Genomic DNA, 15,185 nt, shown 5'->3' on the forward strand with positions numbered 1-15,185 from the left:
CCGGATCTAGGGTGGTGGCGTGTCCGACGACTGGCCCGCGACCCTCCGCCTCCTGCCCCTGCTCGTCGCGGTCGCCCAGACCGGGAGCGTCACGGCGGCGGCCGCCGAGCTCGGGATCCCGCAGCCGACCGCGAGCCGGTCGCTCGCCCGGCTGTCCGCCCTGGTCGGCACTCCCCTGGTCCGCCGGGAGGGCCGCGGGGTGGTGCTGACGGAGGCGGGGACCCGTCTCGCCGAGGCCGCTCAGGACGGCATGTCGGTGATCCGCGCCGGCCTCGCGGAGGTGCGGCAGGCGGGCGACGTGGAGCACGGCCGGATCGACCTCGCCTTCCAGACGCTCCTCGGGGAGAGCTTCGTGCCGGATGTGATCCGCCGGTTCCGCCGCCGCTGGCCGCAGGTCGGCTTCGGGCTCCGTCACGGCTCCCGAGCCCTCTGCCTGAGGGCCGTGGCGGAGGGCGAGTCCGAGCTGGCGATCGTCGCGGATCCGCCCGATCTGCCCGGAACCACCACGACGACCCTCTACTCGGAGCCTCTCCTCGCGGTCGTGGACCCTCGTCATCCGCTGGCCTCGCGGCGCTCGGTCACGGTCGAGGACCTCCGCGGCCTCGACCTGATCATGCTGGCGCCCGGCTAAGGCCTCCACGAGTCGGCCCGGCGCCTGCTCGCCGTGGACGGCCGCGACCCGGTGCCGGCGTTCGAGGTCGGCGACTACCGCGCCGCCCGAGGACTCGCGGCAGCCGGCCTCGGACTCACGATCCTGCCGCCGAGCCCGTCCTCGGTCGACGACGACGTCCGCGAGATCCCGATCGACGATCCGGGCGCGAGCCGTGAGATCGGTGTGCTCGCCCGCGACACCGGGAACCCGGTCGTCCCCGAGTTCCTGCGGGCCCTGCACGCCGCGGCGGCCGCCCGGCGCCGGTGACCGCTGCTCGGCTCTGCTGTCAAGCACAGGAAGCGGAGGCCCTTCGTGCAGCAAGCTTCGAGAGGATCCCCGCACCGCCAGCGACACCCCCCTCCCCCCGCTCCTGCACCACGTCACCGAGGACGGCCCCGGTCATGATCCTTCTCCGCACCCACGCCAACCGCTGGACCGCGCGCGCCCGCCGCAGCGGCGTCGTCCTCGGCATCATCACCCTGGTCTCCGATCTCCCCCGCCCGGCCTACCGGACGGTTCGCCTCGATCCGACGAGCGGTGAGCGCGTCCTGCTCCGCGACACCGCCGAGCTCGAGGAGGCCTTCGCCGTGCTCCTCGCCGGGCTCGAGCGCTCGCGCATCGCGGCCTCGGCATCCCCAGCCGAGTCGGCTCCCCCGTGCGCCCCGGTCGACGCGCCCGTCGCAGTCGAGGACGACCTCGAGGAAGCCGCCTGACCTGACGGCGTCCTTGCGGGGAGACCCTCACCGCGCATCAGGTGCCGAGCTCTCCGCCCGCCTCCTTCACACTCGACGTGTCGGATCGACGTGCCGTGACACCTCGACCGGCGGATCCGTCCTCGGCAGGTCCCGCGGGCCGATGATCTGCCGGAGCCGGGCCGACCTGCGCGACCGCAGGAGAGCCCGGCGCCAGCGCGGATCGGTGCGGGCCCGGAGGCGGGGGTCGAGCGGGCGGAAGCCTCCCGCGGTCCGCTCCTCGATCAGCACGATCGTCGCAGTCGCGAGGTGCAGTCTCCGGACCGGTTCCCTCTCGGGATGCGGATGCCCGGAGCGCGTGCGGAGCTGCTGCTCCAGCTGCTCCGGGTCGGCGGACCACCAGGTGCTGACGCCGACGCGTCCATCGGGGAGAGGGAAGCGCTCGGTGATGCGGTAGGGGAGGCCGTGCTCGGTCATGCAGTAGTGCCTTTCGAGGAGAGGGTCCGGCAGCCCGGGCCGCGCTGCAGCGGCCCGGGCTCCGGTTCACGAGGTGCGGGTCGAGCGACGGCGCAGCGCCGTCAGGGCGCCGCCGGCCAGGAGCAGAGCGCCGGCTCCGGCCGCGAGGGGCCCGGCCGCCGCTCCCGTCGAGGCGAGGACCGTCGGCACGAGTCCGACCGGAGGCACCGCCACCTGGGCGCAGCTGGCTCCGCCGTCGTCCGCGCACGGGTGCAGGACGGTCGTCGGATCGAAGCCCTCCGGGACCTCGGTCAGGCGTGCCCGGTTGGGGATGGTCCACGCGTCCACGCCGTCGGCGACCCGTCCGGTCACGGTGAACGTCGTCGACGCTCCCGGGGCCAGAGACAGGTTCTCGACAGTCAGGTCGGACGACGCCGGGCCGCCGTCCCGGGAGATCGTGACGTCGCTCAGGTGCGCGAGCTCGGGGATGTCGGTGAGGGTCACCCCGTCCGCCGGCCGAGCCCCCTCGTTGGCGACCACGATCCGGAACCCGGCACGCCCGCCGTGGTCGACCTGATTCCCGATCGCCGTCTTCTCGATGGAGAGCCTTCCCTCGACGGGCGGCACCGGGATCTCGGCGCAGGACGACGTCGCATCGTCAGCGCAGGCGTTCTCGACCGTCGGCGGGTCGAAGCCCTCGGGCTGGTGGGTGATCGAGACGCGGTTGGGCAGGGTCGCGGCGTCGTACCCGTCGGCGACCCGGCCGCTGACGTGCAGCGACACCTGGCCGCCGGCGGGGATGTCGAGACCCGTGACGGGCTCCGTGGCCGGCTGCGTTCCTCCGGCGCCGTTCTCGATGGTCGCCTCGAGCAGGTGGTCGAGCGTCGGGACGTCGGTCACGGTCACGTCCGTCGCGTCGACCGTTCCGGTGTTCGCCACGACGATGTCGAAGCCCGCCGTGCCGCCGTGCTCGGCGCTCGCCTGGGACGCGGTCTTCCGGATCAGGAGCGACCCCTCGCCGATGTCGTGCGGGACGGTGGCGCAGGGGTTCGCGTCGGTCCCCGTGCCGGACGAGGCGGGAGCGAAGGGCGCATCGGCGAGGCAGGCCGTGTTCGTCAGCGCGCGGTCCCCCTCGCCGGTCACGATCACGTCGAAGGTCAGCTCGGCCGTCGCCCCGACAGGCAGGCTGCCGGCCGCCCAGGAGATGCGGCCCGTCTCCGCATCGATCGTGGCCGTGCCCTGCGAGGCGCGGAGGGAGCCGGAGTCGAGCTCGGCGTCGTCGAGCACGCCCTTGTCGAGGTAGTCGATGACGGCGGCGTCGGAGTAGTCCCCGGTCCCGTCCGAGGTCAGCGTCACCCGGTAGGGCACGCGGGCGCCGCGGAGCAGCGGAGTGGTGGAGTCGACCGACGAGGTCTTCGCGATGGTCACGTGCGGCGCGAGCGGATCGAGGCGTGCGACCGCGACCGCACCGTCCGAGCCGTAGGCCCAGTCGTCGATCGCCCGCAGGTCGCCGTAGGAGCCGTGCACCGAGTCGTTGGCGTTGGGGATGCGGCCTCGCCCGGAGTCGTCGCCCTCCCAGCGGTGCACCCCGCCGGATGAGTCGGTGCCGCCGTCGCCGGACGTCACCGCGGAGGTGCCGGAGTACCGCTCCGAGTTCGATCCGGCGAGGAGCGAGTCGTCCCAGTGGACCATCGACGGGTCGTCGCCGCCGCCGGTCGACCTCACGACGGACACGCCGCCGGCGGACGTCTCGGCGTCGACCCGCGTGAAGTGGAACTCGTTCGTGCGGCCGATGGAGGCGCGGAAGGTGACGTCGGGGTCGGTCACGTCGACCGTCCCGCCCTTCGCGTCCCGTCCGTCCCAGTCGACCGAGAAGGGACCGGTCGTCCCCGCGATCCGGGTGAGGTGCACGTCGCGCTCGCCGTCGTAGGAGCCGTCCCCGTCCGCATCGACGTCCACGACGACGGTGCCCGGCTGCGTCCCCAGGACGCCGGTCAGCGTGCCCGCGTCGGAGCCCGCGGTCGACCGGCGGAAGGCGAGGCCCTCGATCGTCGGCGCGCGGTAGGCCGGAGCGATCGACTCCGGCAGGTCGGACGACGGCGGGTCCAGGAAGAGCTTGTAGGTCTGCAGGCCGTCGATCCCGGAGCGTCCGGACGCCTGCACGTACTGCGCCCCGATGCCGCCCGCCTCGCTCGACTGCGGCATGGGGACCGAGAGGTAGGACGGATCGGACGACCCGACCTTCACGTTGCCCTTGTTCGTGGCCTGGACCGTCGAGGCGACCCCGTCGTAGCCGCGCAGCCCGAGCTCGTAGCGGGCGCCCGTCTCCGTGACGGCGTGGAGCGTGAAGGACGAGCGCCGCTCCTCGGGCGAGGAGTAGGACTCCTTCGCCCCGGACTGGATCGCATAGGAGTCGGACCACACGCGGCCCGCGACCGCCGCGCCCCGCGCGTCCTGGACGCCGATGCTCCAGACGAGGTTCACCGGCGCCGTCACGTCGTCGTCGGACACCCGGATCTGGAAGACGCCGGTCTCGTTTGCCACGAACGAGCCGCCGGCGGACACCGAGGGCGCCGCTCCGGGCGCGAAGTCCTGCTCGTCGAGGACGGCTCCGCCCGGAGCCGTCACCCGGGCGGTACCGCCGCCGGTCTCGCCCTCGCCGGTCCCCGAGCCCGCCTGGAGCGGGTGGAGGTCCACCCGGAGCGTCTCGCCCTTCTGGACCCAGGCCGAGACGGTCGTCACGCCGGCGTTCGTCGCGCCTCCCTGCAGGAGGGTGTTCTCGATCGTCGTGTGAGGACCGTCGGCGGCGAGGGCGGGCAGCGGTGCGAGGCCTCCGCCCAGCAGCCCGCTCACGAGCACGCAGCCCGCCGTCGTGCCGACCAGCGCTCGCGCCGTCCGCGCTCGGGGTCGTCCGCGCTCGTCCCGCCCCGACTGTTCCGTTCGACTCATCCGATGTCCTCTCCTCTGCCGACCGAGCGCACTGCGTCGGCGGCGACCGTTCAGCCCCACGGAAGGAGAGTATTGCTCGGTTCGACGTCACCGCGGCCGGTACGGCTGCATCCGTGGAGAACGGCGCGAGATGGGCGCTGTGGAGGAGGAAACGGCGCGCGAGAAGAGCCGAGCGGCGTGCTCGCGACGGGTGATCGCGGAGCCTGCGCGGAGTGACCGCGAGCGCGGGCGAGGACTGATCGCGGATGCGGGCGGAAGACGGTCGGCGCCGTCGACGGCGCGAAGAGGCGTCCTGCGAGACGGAGGACCGGCCGTTCCGTCGCCCCGCGCTCTCCGGGAGACCGACGCCGACAGCCACCGGAACGAGCGACCGTTAAAACGAGAACGGCCCGCCGAAGCGGGCCGTTCTGCTCTGTCTCAACCAGAGTGCGCCCGGAGGGATTCGAACCCCCAACCTTCTGATCCGTAGTCAGATGCTCTATCCGTTGAGCTACGGGCGCAGTCCATCGCGTGGGCCAGAGGCGCACGCAACGAGGTACGACTATACATGCCGGGAGCCCCCTCCGCGAATCGGCGGCGGCGGCGCAGACGGCTCCGTCTCGGGACGCCGCCGCAGCCACGAGAACCCAGGCTCCGTCGCGGTGTCCCGGAGCGCCTCGCAGAGCCTCCGACGGGCGGACGCCGCTGCTCCCCCTCACGGCGTACCGTGGGCTCATGGAGGCCGCCGCGATCGAGCTCGTGGGCTTCGTCGTCTCTCCGCTGCACCGCTACGAGGGCCGCCCCGCCGATGGCCCGGTGCCGTCCGAGGGCAACGAGCAGCCCGAGCGGATCGAGATCCGCGCAGGCCTCGGCATCGTCGGCGACCGCTTCTTCGCCCAGCGCGCGCACCGCCCCGCGGCGATCACGCTCTTCGCGGTCGAGACCCTCGAGCACATCGCCGCCGAGCTCGGCGCAGGGCCCTTCGACCCCGCCGACGCCCGCCGCAACATCATCGTCCGCGGCGCCGACGTCGATGCGCTCGCCGGCCGCACGTTCGCGATCGAGCAGGGCGGGGAGCGGATCGAGTTCCAGGGCGGACGACCGGCCAACCCCTGCGCCTGGATGGACGTCGTGCTCGCCCCCGGGGCGTTCCGGGCGATGCGGAGGCGCGGCGGCGTCCGCACCGCCCCCCTGACGAACGGCGTCCTCCACACCGGGCCGGCCCGCCTGATCCTCCACAGGTCGGACGACATGCTGATCTGAGCCCGGCGGCGAGCGCCTAGGCTCGCAGCGACCGACTCCCCCGATCGAAGGAGGCCCCGTGCTCCGCCCGAGCGACCTCCTCCCCACTCTCGCCACGACTCTGCGGCGCGGAGTCCGCGACGTCTTCGCGACCACGCGCTCTCGGGGGCGGGATCCGCACCGCCGCACCCGCAGCACCGACGTCTCGGTCCAGCGCGTGCACCACCGCGACGTCTGGGCGCGGGTGAGCACAGTGGGGCGCGACGGCGAGCGCACGTTCGTCCTCGTGCCGGGGATCGGAGTCGCGGCCACGTACTTCGAGCGCCTCGCGCCCGCGCTCAACGAGTTCGGCCCGGTGCACGCTCTCGACCTGCCGGGCTTCGGCGGCGTGCCGCACCCGATCGACGCGCGGCGCATGGACATCGGCGACTACGCCGAGCTGGTCGGCGCGGTCATCGACGAGCTCGGCCTCGACGATCCCGTCGTCCTCGGCCACTCGATGGGGACGCAGGTGGTGGCCGAGCTCGCCGCCCGCCGTCCGGAGCTGACCACCATCGTCCTGCTCGGACCCGTGATGAACCGGCACGAGCGCCGCCTCCCGACCGCCGCGCTCCGCTTCGCCCAGTCGAGCGTCCGCGAGCCCCTCAAGGTCGCGATCCTCGCCGCGGGCGCCTACCTCCTCTGCGGACCGCGCTGGTTCTCCCGCGTGCTGCCCGAGATGATGCACTACCGGATCGAGGAGACCGTCCCCCGGATCCGCGCGTCCGCCCTCGTCATCCGCGGCGAGTTCGACCGGCTCGTTCCGCGCGAGTGGGCGGAGGAGATCGCCCGGTCGATGCCGAATGCGCGGGCCTGGGAGATCCCCGACGCCTCCCACTCCGTGATGCACGCGCACGCCGAGGAGGTCGCCCGCCTCTGCGTCGAGCACGCCCGTGCACCGCGGCCCGACCGGGACGAGGCCGCCCTCCGCCGCTACCCCGACTCGGAGGTCGATCACTCCGAGGAGGACGCGCCCACCGAGGACCCGATCGGCGCTCTCCGGGGACGCATCACCGAGCTGGCCGGGATCCTCGTGGACGACGACTCCCTCATCGCCGAGGGCAAGACCCTCCACGCCGAGGCGAGCGACCCCGAGGCACTGCGCCAGGTCGCTCCCGACCCGGGCGACGGCGAGCTCGTCGAGGGCGGCGGACCGAGGAAGGACGGCGAGCAGGACGGCTGACCACCGCAGGCCACCACGAGCCGCATGTCGCGCGGCGTGAGACGCCGAGCGCAGAAAGAGCAGCCCTCCCGCCGACGCCACTCGGCGCCCGCCCGTCAGGACTCCGCGCCGACGATCTCCTCGCGGATGCGCCGCAGATCCTCGGCGAGCGCCCCCAGCAGGATCCAGTGCTGCGGATGCGGGGTCGCGATCACGAGCGGCGCGGTGAGAGCGGGCAGCTCGTCCGTGATCGCCTCCGGCTCGGGAACGTCGACCGAGGACTGCACGAGGAGCCGCAGATCGTGGGCGGCCCGGTGCAGCTGGACGGCGATGTCGGCGATCGTCGGCTCCCCGACGAGCTCGTCGTCGTAGAGGTCGTGAACGGTCCGCGTCATGCCGCGGACCCGGGTCACGATGCGCCCCAGCCGCGGGACGACGGAGTCGAGGGCCAGCAGCCGGTCGCGGTGGGCGGAGCGGCGCGGGTTGAGGCGGAGGGACTCCTCGCCGGTCGCGATCGCCTCCTCCGCCTTGCTCTGCATGGTCTGCAGCAGCCGGGCGTTGATGAGCAGCTCGTCGAGCCGGCGTCGCGGGACGGGGGCCTGGAGGGCGTCGCCGAGGTCGTCGAGGGCGGCGGCGAGCTGAGCGGTGAGGTCTCCGATCGCCCGCTCGGCCGGTGCCAGCACGACCGGAGGGACGATGAGCACGTTGATGACGACTCCCACCGCCGCGCCGAGGAGGGTCTCGAGGATGCGGTCGAGCGCGTAGTTCGGCGTGACCGCGCCCACCGAGAGCACGAGCATCGCGCTGATCGGGATCTGCACCGCGGAGGCGGGGGTCAGGCGCACGGCCCACCCGACGGCGATCGCGGCCACGATCGCGAGGAGCACGATGATGCTCTCGCCGCCGAGCACCGTGCCGATCACGGATCCGACGATCACGCCGATGATGACGCCGACCGAGCGCTCGAGGGCCTTGGAGAACGACTGGTTGATGCTCGGCGCGACGACGAGGAGCGCGGCGATCGCGCCGAAGACGGGCAGCGTCCCCGGGAAGACGACGCCGGCGAGGAGCCAGGTGACGACCGTGGCCGCCGCCGTCTTGACCAGCTGCAGCACCGGCGGCCGCGTCGGCACGGTGAAGCTCGAGGTCAGGCGCATGGGACCACGGTAGCGAGCACCCGCTGCCTCGCGGTCCCCGCGCGCATCACCGGCTCGCGGCCGCCTCGACGCTCGCGAGCACCGCGCGGAGCGAGCGCGACGCCTCCGCCCGCAGATCGGCGGGCACCCCCGAGAGCAGCACCCGCTCGGCGTCGAGCACCTCGGGGAAGGCCCGGTCGACCAGCTCCTCCCCCTCGCGAGTCAGCGTGATGAGCGAGCCGCGCCCGTCCGCCGGGTTCGCGGCGCGCCGCACCAGGCCCCGACGCTCCAGCGAGTGCACGCGCTTGGTGATTGCGGGAGCGGAGGCGAGGGCGATCGTCCGGAGGGTCGTCGGCGACTGCGGAGCGCCGGCGCGACGCAGCGTGGAGAGCACGTCGAACTCGCCGCGGGTCAGCCCGTGGGCGGCGAGCAGCTCCTCCGTCGCCCGGACGATCAGCGCGGAGGCGCGGATCACCCGCCCGACGACGTCGACGGCGGAGGTGTCGAGCTCGGGCCGCAGCACCGCCCAGCCCGCCGTGATCTCGTCGACCGCGTCGCCCGGCTGGCTTTCAGACTGATTCACACGTAAAGTATATCTGCTTCACCCGTGAAACACTTCTCCGGCCGCCGCCGCTCGGACCCCGATCAGAGGACTCGATGGCCGCCACCCCCGTTCTGCCCCACCCCCGCGAGCTCCTCGCCTTCGGCCCGCACGCCGGCGCCCATCGCGTCGCCCTGCGCGCCGGCGTCTCGATCGCCGTCCCGCTGCTCGTCCTCTGGGCGCTCGGCCGCACCGATCTCGCCCTCTATGCGACCTTCGGCGCCTTCACGGCCCTCTACGGACGCCAGCACACGCACCGGCCGCGCCTGCTGATGCAGCTGTCGGCAGCCGCGTTCCTCGTCACCACCGTGACCCTCGGCACCGTCGTCTCCCTCTCTCCTCACCGCGACTGGCTGATCATCCCCGTCGTGGTCGCCGTGACCGTCGCGGCCGCCTATCTCAGCGACGCCCTGCACTGGCATCCGCCCGGCCCGCTGTTCCCGGTGTTCGCCGTCACGGCGTGCGCGTCCGTCCCGTCCGAGCCCTCGCGCATCCCACTCGCCGTCGCTCTCGCTGCGGGCTCCGCCGCCTTCTCGCTCGTCGTCGGCCTGAGCGGTCTCGCCCTCCCCCGCGCACGCCGCCTCGCCCCGACGCCGTGGCGCACCTCGTTCCGCGCGGCGGCGGCCCGTCCGGCGACGCGCGCCGCCCTGCTCCGCTTCGGGGCCGTCGTCCTGGTGGCAGGCACCGTGCCGACCGCGACGGGCCTGGGCCACCCCTACTGGGCGATGGTCTCCGCCGTCGCAGCCGTCTCGGGAGCAGACGCCGGCGCCCGGCTCGTGCGCGCGGGCCACCGGATGCTCGGCACGATCGTCGGAGTGCTGATCGCGGCCGCGCTCCTGGCCCTGCCGCTCTCCCCGCTCGCCGTGATCGTGGTGGTGGTGCTCCTCCAGATGACCGCCGAGCTCGTCGTCGGCCGCAACTACGGCCTGACCCTCGCCTTCGTCACTCCGCTCGCGATCCTCATGGTCGAGCTCGCGCATCCCGTCGACGAGCTCGTGCTGCTGCGCGACCGGGCGCTCGAGACCGCGCTGGGCGTGCTCGTCGGAGTCGTGGCGACGCTCCTGACCCACGCCGCCTCGCAGCGCTCGCGCTCCCGCTCCTAGGCTCAGGAGGATGGACCGCACGATCCCCGCTGTGCTCGCCGAGATCACGGCGGCCGTCGCCGAGGTGCGCGACGTCGACGGTCGCAGCAGGACGGCGCGCGGGCCCGCGTCGCGGACCGGCTCGACGAGCTGTTCGCCGGAGCGACGACCCGCCGAGACGTCCGGGCGGCGGCCGCCGACGCGCTCGGGCTCTGGGGCGGGGCGGGCTCCTTCTCGGACGTCGGCTCGGCCGAGGCCGACCACGCGATCAGGCGCCTGTACCGGGCACTGCGCGCCGGCCGCTCCTGGCTGCTCCGCGCCGGCTGACCCGCACGTCGCGACCGCCGCACGACGCCGAGAACGACGAAGGCCCCCTGCTTCCGTGGAAGCGGGGGGCCTTCTCGTTGGCGGTACCGGTGGGATTTGAACCCACGGTGGACGCAAGCCCACACATGTTTTCGAGACATGCTCCTTCGGCCGCTCGGACACGGTACCGGGGTCGAGTGTACGCGACGGCCGGAAGTCGCGCCAATCGAGCGGACGGGCCGCCGTCAGGCGGGAAGGAGGAAGCCGAGCACGCGGTCCCACTCCGGGATCGCGAGCAGGTGGCCGCGGCCGGGCACGACCTCGAGGCGGGAGTCGGGCAGCCGTGCGGCGTACCACTCGGCGTGGCGGCGGCCGGCGACTGCGTCCTCCGCGCCGTAGAGGAGGAGCGCCGGTGGCTCGGCGGACTCGACGGCGAAGCCCCACTCCTGCACGCCGTAGCCGATGAGGTCGGCGGCCATGCCGAGGGCGCCCTGGGCGACGGCGCGCTCGAGCATGCGGGAGAGCCGCTCGCGGACTCCGGGGGCCTCGAGCACCGCGGTGTCGGCGTCGCCGGAGCCGAGCATCCCGAACAGGGCGTCCGGGGCGGGGGTCGGGCCGAAGGCGCCCTCGAGGGTGCGGGTGAGCGCGCGGACGGCCTCGTCGAGCGGGAGGTCGGCCAGGCGGGCGAGCTCGGCGCGGTTCTCGTCGCCGACCCACGGCACGGCGCCGTCGGGAGCGGGCGTGCCGATCACGGCGACGCGCTCCACGAGGCCGGGGTAGTTCGCGGCGAGCGCGAGGGCCACGCGGCCTCCCGCCGACCAGCCGGCGGCGCTGACGGAGGCGATGCCGACGGTCGCGAGGTACTCGGCGATGTCGGCGGCGGCCTGCTCGGGGCTGGCTCCGACGCCCGCTCCGGCGGGGTCGAGGTCGGTCAGGAGGGAGGAGGCGCCGTAGCCCGGGCGGTCGAACGAGAGCAGGCGCACCCCGTGGCGCGCGGTCGCCTCCGGGTCGGGGTCGAAGTCCGAGGAGCCGGGAGCGGGATGCGCCAGGACGACGACCCGCTCGGCGCCCTCGAGGCCGGACCAGCTGACTCCGAGCGGGCGGCCGGACTTGAGGACGTGCACTGTCGAGGGCATGTCCCCCAGTCTCCCGCAGACGTCCGACGCCGACGGAGCGGCGCTCGGGGCGGCGTCGTCTTCCGTGGCGCGATCCTCCGCCTCCGCCCCCTCCGCGACGACGCTCCTCCACAGACGGCTTCCACGCGACCTCTCCCCCGGCCTGGCGCGCCCCGCTCCCGGCATCGGTGGTCGACGGTACTGTCGAAGACACGTTCGAACGAGCGGCGGTGTCGGGGGTCCCCCGTAGCGTCGCGCTCGTCCCCCTCCTCCGCCCCGAAAGGACCTCATGGCCTCCTCGAAGACGCGCACCGCCCCGTACCGCTGCTCGGAGTGCGGATGGACGACCGCGAAGTGGGTAGGCCGCTGCGGCGAGTGCCAGCAGTGGGGCTCCGTGATCGAGAGCACCGAGCGCACCGGCCTCGTCCGCGCGGTCGCCGCTGTGGCTCCGGCCGCCGGCCGCATCGCGCGGCCCATCACCGAGATCGAGATCACGTCGGCGGCGCACCGCCCCACCGGCGTGGGCGAGCTCGACCGCGTGCTCGGCGGCGGGATCGTCTCCGGCGCGGTCGTGCTGCTCTCGGGAGAGCCCGGCGTGGGCAAGTCGACCCTCCTGCTCGAGGTCGCGAGCCGCGCTGCGGCCGAGGGCCAGCGGGTCCTCTACGTCAGCGCGGAGGAGTCGGCCGCGCAGGTGCGCATGCGGGCCGAGCGCACCGGCGCGATGCACGACAGCCTCTTCCTCGCGGCCGAGACCGACCTCGCCACCGTGCTCGGCCAGATCGACGAGGTCCGGCCGGACCTGCTCATCGTCGACTCGGTGCAGACGGTCGCGAGCGACACCGTCGACGGCCTGCCCGGCGGTCCCAGCCAGGTCCGCGAGGTCGCCGCGACCCTCATCCGCGTCTGCAAGGAGCGGGCGCTCCCCCTCGTGCTCGTCGGACACGTCACGAAGGACGGCTCCATCGCGGGGCCGCGCCTGCTCGAGCACCTGGTCGACGTGGTCTGCCACTTCGAGGGCGACCGGCAGACGGCGCTGCGCTTCGTCCGCTCGCTCAAGAACCGCTTCGGCCCGACGGACGAGGTCGGCTGCTTCGAGATGACCGCCGAGGGCATCGCCGAGATCCCCGACCCGAGCGGTCTGTTCCTCAGCCGCACCCGCTTCCCCACCCCGGGCATCTGCGTCACGGTCGCGATGGAGGGACGCCGCGCGCTCCCCGTCGAGATCCAGGCGCTCGTGATCGCGAACGACGGCGAGCACCCCCGCCGCGTCACGAACGGAGTCGACGCGTCCCGGGTCGCGATGATCCTCGCGGTCCTCGAGCGGCAGGCGGGCATCCCCCTGCGGCGCTGCGACGTCTACGTGTCGACTGTCGGCGGCGTGAAGCTCATGGAGCCGGCGGCGGACCTGGCGATCGCGGTCGCCATCGCCTCCGCCCACGCCTACACGCCGCTGCGGCCCGGGATCGCCGCGTTCGGCGAGATCAGCCTCTCGGGAGACATCCGGCCCGCCTCCGGAGCGAAGCAGCGCGCCTCCGAAGCGACACGACTCGGGCACTCCTCGCACCTCGACTCCAGCGCCTTCACCCTCTCGAGCGCGATCACCCACGCGCTCGTCCCCGTTCCCGAGCGCATCCGTCCGGAGCGGGTCCCCGCGCACTGACGGCCGCGTCCCCGGCATGCTGCACAGGCACCCGTCCACCGCTCGGAGCCGCGGGTGCCCCCGTCCACCGCATGGTCGAGGATCGCCACCGGAGGCGAACACGGGCTCCATGGGCACTACCCGACAGCTCCGCGCGACCACCGCACGCGTCCGCTCCGCCGCGGCCGCCCGTCGCAGCCTGCCCCTAGACGCCGCCCCCGCCGCCGCCTCCGCCGCCCCCACCCGAACTGCCGCCGCCGCCCGCGCCGCCGCTCGAGGAGCTCGACGAGGATCCGACGTAGCTCGACGTCGACGACGAGAACGAGGACACGCTGCCGGCGAAGGCCGCCGCGTGGAAGCCGTTCGGTCCGGAGTACCAGACCGGCTCCTCGCCGGTGCGCTCGTAGGCCGACGCGAGCTCCGCCGACCACTCCTTCTCGAGACCGAAGAGCACGGCCCACGGCAGCAGGCGCTCCGTCACCTCGACCACCTCGACCGGTCCGATCCTGCGCCGGTCCGCCCCGCGGGGCGACTGCAGCATCGCGATCCGGTCGGCCTCGGCCAGGCGGATGTACAGCTCGAGTCCGCGCAGATGGTCGCGCAGCTCAGCGCCCGCGGCCGTCAGCGGCACCCTCGAGACCAGGACCGTCCCCACGACGGCCGCGACGATCGCGACCAGCATCAGCACGAGCGGGAGCGCTCCGCCGAAGGAGCGGGTCATCAGGAGGATCGCGCCCAGGAAGGCGGCCATGACACCCAGCAGCAGCGGGACGATCACGAGCACGCTGCCGCCGATCGTCCCGGCCTTCTTCAGTCCCGCCTCGGTCACCCGGTTGCCCAGCGCGGTCCGGAACTGTCCGACGGCCTTGCCGAACTCCTTGTCCTTGCCGGAGAGCTCACGCACCGTCCCCGGCACGCGGCCGAGGGCGATGTCGAGGAACTCGCGGTCGTCGGAGGCGAGGGGCCGCGGGCGTCCCGCGCGTCGCGTCGGCGTCGTCGCAGGGTCGAGCACCCGCACGGCGTACTCCTGCTTCCGCCCCTCCCCCGTCTCCTCGATGCGCACGAGACCGCGGACGGCGGCGTCCAGGAGTCCGGCCGCGGGGGCCTTCGACGTCTTCCGCAGCAGCGCGGCGGAGAGGAACAGCCCCTCCGCGGGCGGGTCGTACTCGGCGACGACGGTCGGGCGGCCGGGAGCGTCGCGGAGCACGGTCCGGCGCCGGCGCACGGCGAGCGCGAGGCCGATCAGGACCGCGGCGAGGCCGCCCAGCTGCACCCAGGACCAGCCGGAGGCGAGGTAGCGGTCGTCGCGCGGCGTGAAGGTCCCGGGAGCGAAGCCGAGCGCCACGGTCACGTTCTCCCCCGGAGCCAGCGACTCCCCCGATGCCGTGACGACCGCTCCGTCGCGGCCGATCGGACAGGGCGTCGTCGAGCCCTCCGGTCCCCGGTAGCAGCTGACGGTCCCCGTCGCGGCGGAGGCCAGCGACCCGGCGAGCTCGACGCGCACGTCGTAGCGGTCGAAGGACTGGCGCCAGCCCGTGCCGTTGACGTCCCAGTAGAACTCGTCCTCGCCGCTGCGCGTGCCGGATCCAGGGAGGGTCGTGTTGTGCTGCGTGTAGGTGAAGACGTAGGTCTGGCTGCCGCTGACGAACTCGTCCGCTGCGCTGGTGACCAGGAGGAAGCCGTCCTCGCGCTCGGTGTCGACCGGCCGCGCCGCCCCGTCGCCGTCGGTGACGGACACCAGGTCGACGTCGGTCGGGTGCCCCTCGTAGTCGAGCGGGATCGCGCGCTGCATGCCGCGGTTCTGCGACGGCGGGAACTCGGCGACGAAGGTCTCGACGGTGGTCAGCGTCGAGCGGCCCTCCTCGTCGCGGTCGAGGCGGAAGTCGGCCGAGTACTCCGAGAACCGGAAGCCGTCCACATCCGCGCGCACGACACCCGCGACGGGCTGCGGAGCCGCGACAGGGTGCGGAGCCGCCACGGCCTGCGCCGCCGCTCCGCCGACCAGCAGCGGGACCGCGAGGGCCACGGCCGCCGCGCGCCGCGCGACCACCCCCGCCCGGCCGGTCGAGGCGGACAGGATCGTGCCGAGCAGCCCCCACATGCCTGCGATGCTACGCGCCGACGCACGCCCGGCA

At 73.9% G+C, this 15,185-nt stretch carries 11 protein-coding genes, 2 tRNA genes and 1 pseudogene; 6 read left to right on the forward strand and 8 right to left on the reverse strand.

Annotation, left to right across the window (positions count from 1 at the left end):
• Window positions 1-19 precede the first annotated feature (19 nt).
• A pseudogene (locus C5C54_RS02685) lies at window positions 20-919 on the forward strand (LysR family transcriptional regulator).
• Between the two features lie 134 nt (window positions 920-1,053).
• Window positions 1,054-1,365: a hypothetical protein gene (locus tag C5C54_RS02695; RefSeq protein ID WP_104233493.1), complete on the forward strand. Its 312-nt coding sequence runs from the start codon at window positions 1,054-1,056 to the stop codon at window positions 1,363-1,365.
• Window positions 1,366-1,431: 66 nt separating this feature from the next.
• On the opposite strand, the gene C5C54_RS02700 is transcribed toward C5C54_RS02695, so the two are convergent.
• From C5C54_RS02700 to C5C54_RS02710, 3 genes are all read right to left on the reverse strand, one after another.
• The gene (locus C5C54_RS02700) at window positions 1,432-1,821 is read right to left on the reverse strand and encodes a hypothetical protein (protein WP_104268538.1); all 390 of its coding nucleotides are present in this window, start codon (window positions 1,819-1,821) and stop codon (window positions 1,432-1,434) included.
• A 66-nt stretch (window positions 1,822-1,887) separates the two neighbouring features.
• Complete coding sequence (locus tag C5C54_RS02705) at window positions 1,888-4,749, reverse strand: DUF11 domain-containing protein (RefSeq protein WP_146078773.1); 2,862 nt, start codon at window positions 4,747-4,749, stop codon at window positions 1,888-1,890.
• 427 nt (window positions 4,750-5,176) lie between these two features.
• Window positions 5,177-5,249: transfer RNA gene (locus C5C54_RS02710), tRNA-Arg, on the reverse strand.
• 214 nt (window positions 5,250-5,463) lie between these two features.
• Between C5C54_RS02710 and C5C54_RS02715 the strand changes: the two genes are divergently transcribed.
• Window positions 5,464-5,991, forward strand: coding sequence for an MOSC domain-containing protein (locus tag C5C54_RS02715; RefSeq protein WP_104248232.1), 528 nt, complete (start codon window positions 5,464-5,466; stop codon window positions 5,989-5,991).
• A gap of 58 nt (window positions 5,992-6,049) precedes the next feature.
• Window positions 6,050-7,192, forward strand: a complete 1,143-nt coding sequence (locus C5C54_RS02720; protein ID WP_181127836.1) for an alpha/beta fold hydrolase — start codon at window positions 6,050-6,052, stop codon at window positions 7,190-7,192.
• A 95-nt stretch (window positions 7,193-7,287) separates the two neighbouring features.
• On the opposite strand, the gene C5C54_RS02725 is transcribed toward C5C54_RS02720, so the two are convergent.
• Together C5C54_RS02725 and C5C54_RS02730 are read right to left on the reverse strand one after the other, a co-directional pair.
• Window positions 7,288-8,328, reverse strand: a complete 1,041-nt coding sequence (locus tag C5C54_RS02725; RefSeq protein WP_104225996.1) for an aromatic acid exporter family protein — start codon at window positions 8,326-8,328, stop codon at window positions 7,288-7,290.
• Between the two features lie 46 nt (window positions 8,329-8,374).
• Complete coding sequence (locus C5C54_RS02730; protein WP_104273783.1) at window positions 8,375-8,890, reverse strand: MarR family winged helix-turn-helix transcriptional regulator; 516 nt, start codon at window positions 8,888-8,890, stop codon at window positions 8,375-8,377.
• A gap of 74 nt (window positions 8,891-8,964) precedes the next feature.
• Here C5C54_RS02730 and C5C54_RS02735 point away from each other — a divergent pair, with 74 nt between their 5' ends.
• Window positions 8,965-10,011: an FUSC family protein gene (locus C5C54_RS02735; RefSeq protein ID WP_104225998.1), complete on the forward strand. Its 1,047-nt coding sequence runs from the start codon at window positions 8,965-8,967 to the stop codon at window positions 10,009-10,011.
• Window positions 10,012-10,395: 384 nt separating this feature from the next.
• Here C5C54_RS02735 and C5C54_RS02740 read toward each other — a convergent pair.
• A tRNA-Ser gene (locus C5C54_RS02740) sits at window positions 10,396-10,485 on the reverse strand.
• Between the two features lie 56 nt (window positions 10,486-10,541).
• The gene (locus tag C5C54_RS02745; protein WP_104273782.1) at window positions 10,542-11,432 is read right to left on the reverse strand and encodes an alpha/beta fold hydrolase; all 891 of its coding nucleotides are present in this window, start codon (window positions 11,430-11,432) and stop codon (window positions 10,542-10,544) included.
• A 268-nt stretch (window positions 11,433-11,700) separates the two neighbouring features.
• On the opposite strand from C5C54_RS02745, the gene radA reads away from it, so the two are divergent.
• Window positions 11,701-13,071 carry a DNA repair protein RadA gene (radA, locus tag C5C54_RS02750; protein ID WP_104287733.1) on the forward strand — a complete coding sequence of 457 codons (1,371 nt, stop codon included), beginning with the start codon at window positions 11,701-11,703 and terminating at the stop codon, window positions 13,069-13,071.
• A 184-nt stretch (window positions 13,072-13,255) separates the two neighbouring features.
• Here radA and C5C54_RS02755 read toward each other — a convergent pair whose 3' ends face one another.
• On the reverse strand, window positions 13,256-15,151 hold the full coding sequence (locus C5C54_RS02755; protein WP_181127837.1) for a DUF2207 domain-containing protein: 1,896 nt from the start codon (window positions 15,149-15,151) through the stop codon (window positions 13,256-13,258).
• Window positions 15,152-15,185: the final 34 nt, after the last annotated feature.

The sequence above is a fragment of the Rathayibacter sp. AY1F2 genome (genome assembly GCF_002930885.1).
Classification (GTDB): domain Bacteria; phylum Actinomycetota; class Actinomycetes; order Actinomycetales; family Microbacteriaceae; genus Rathayibacter.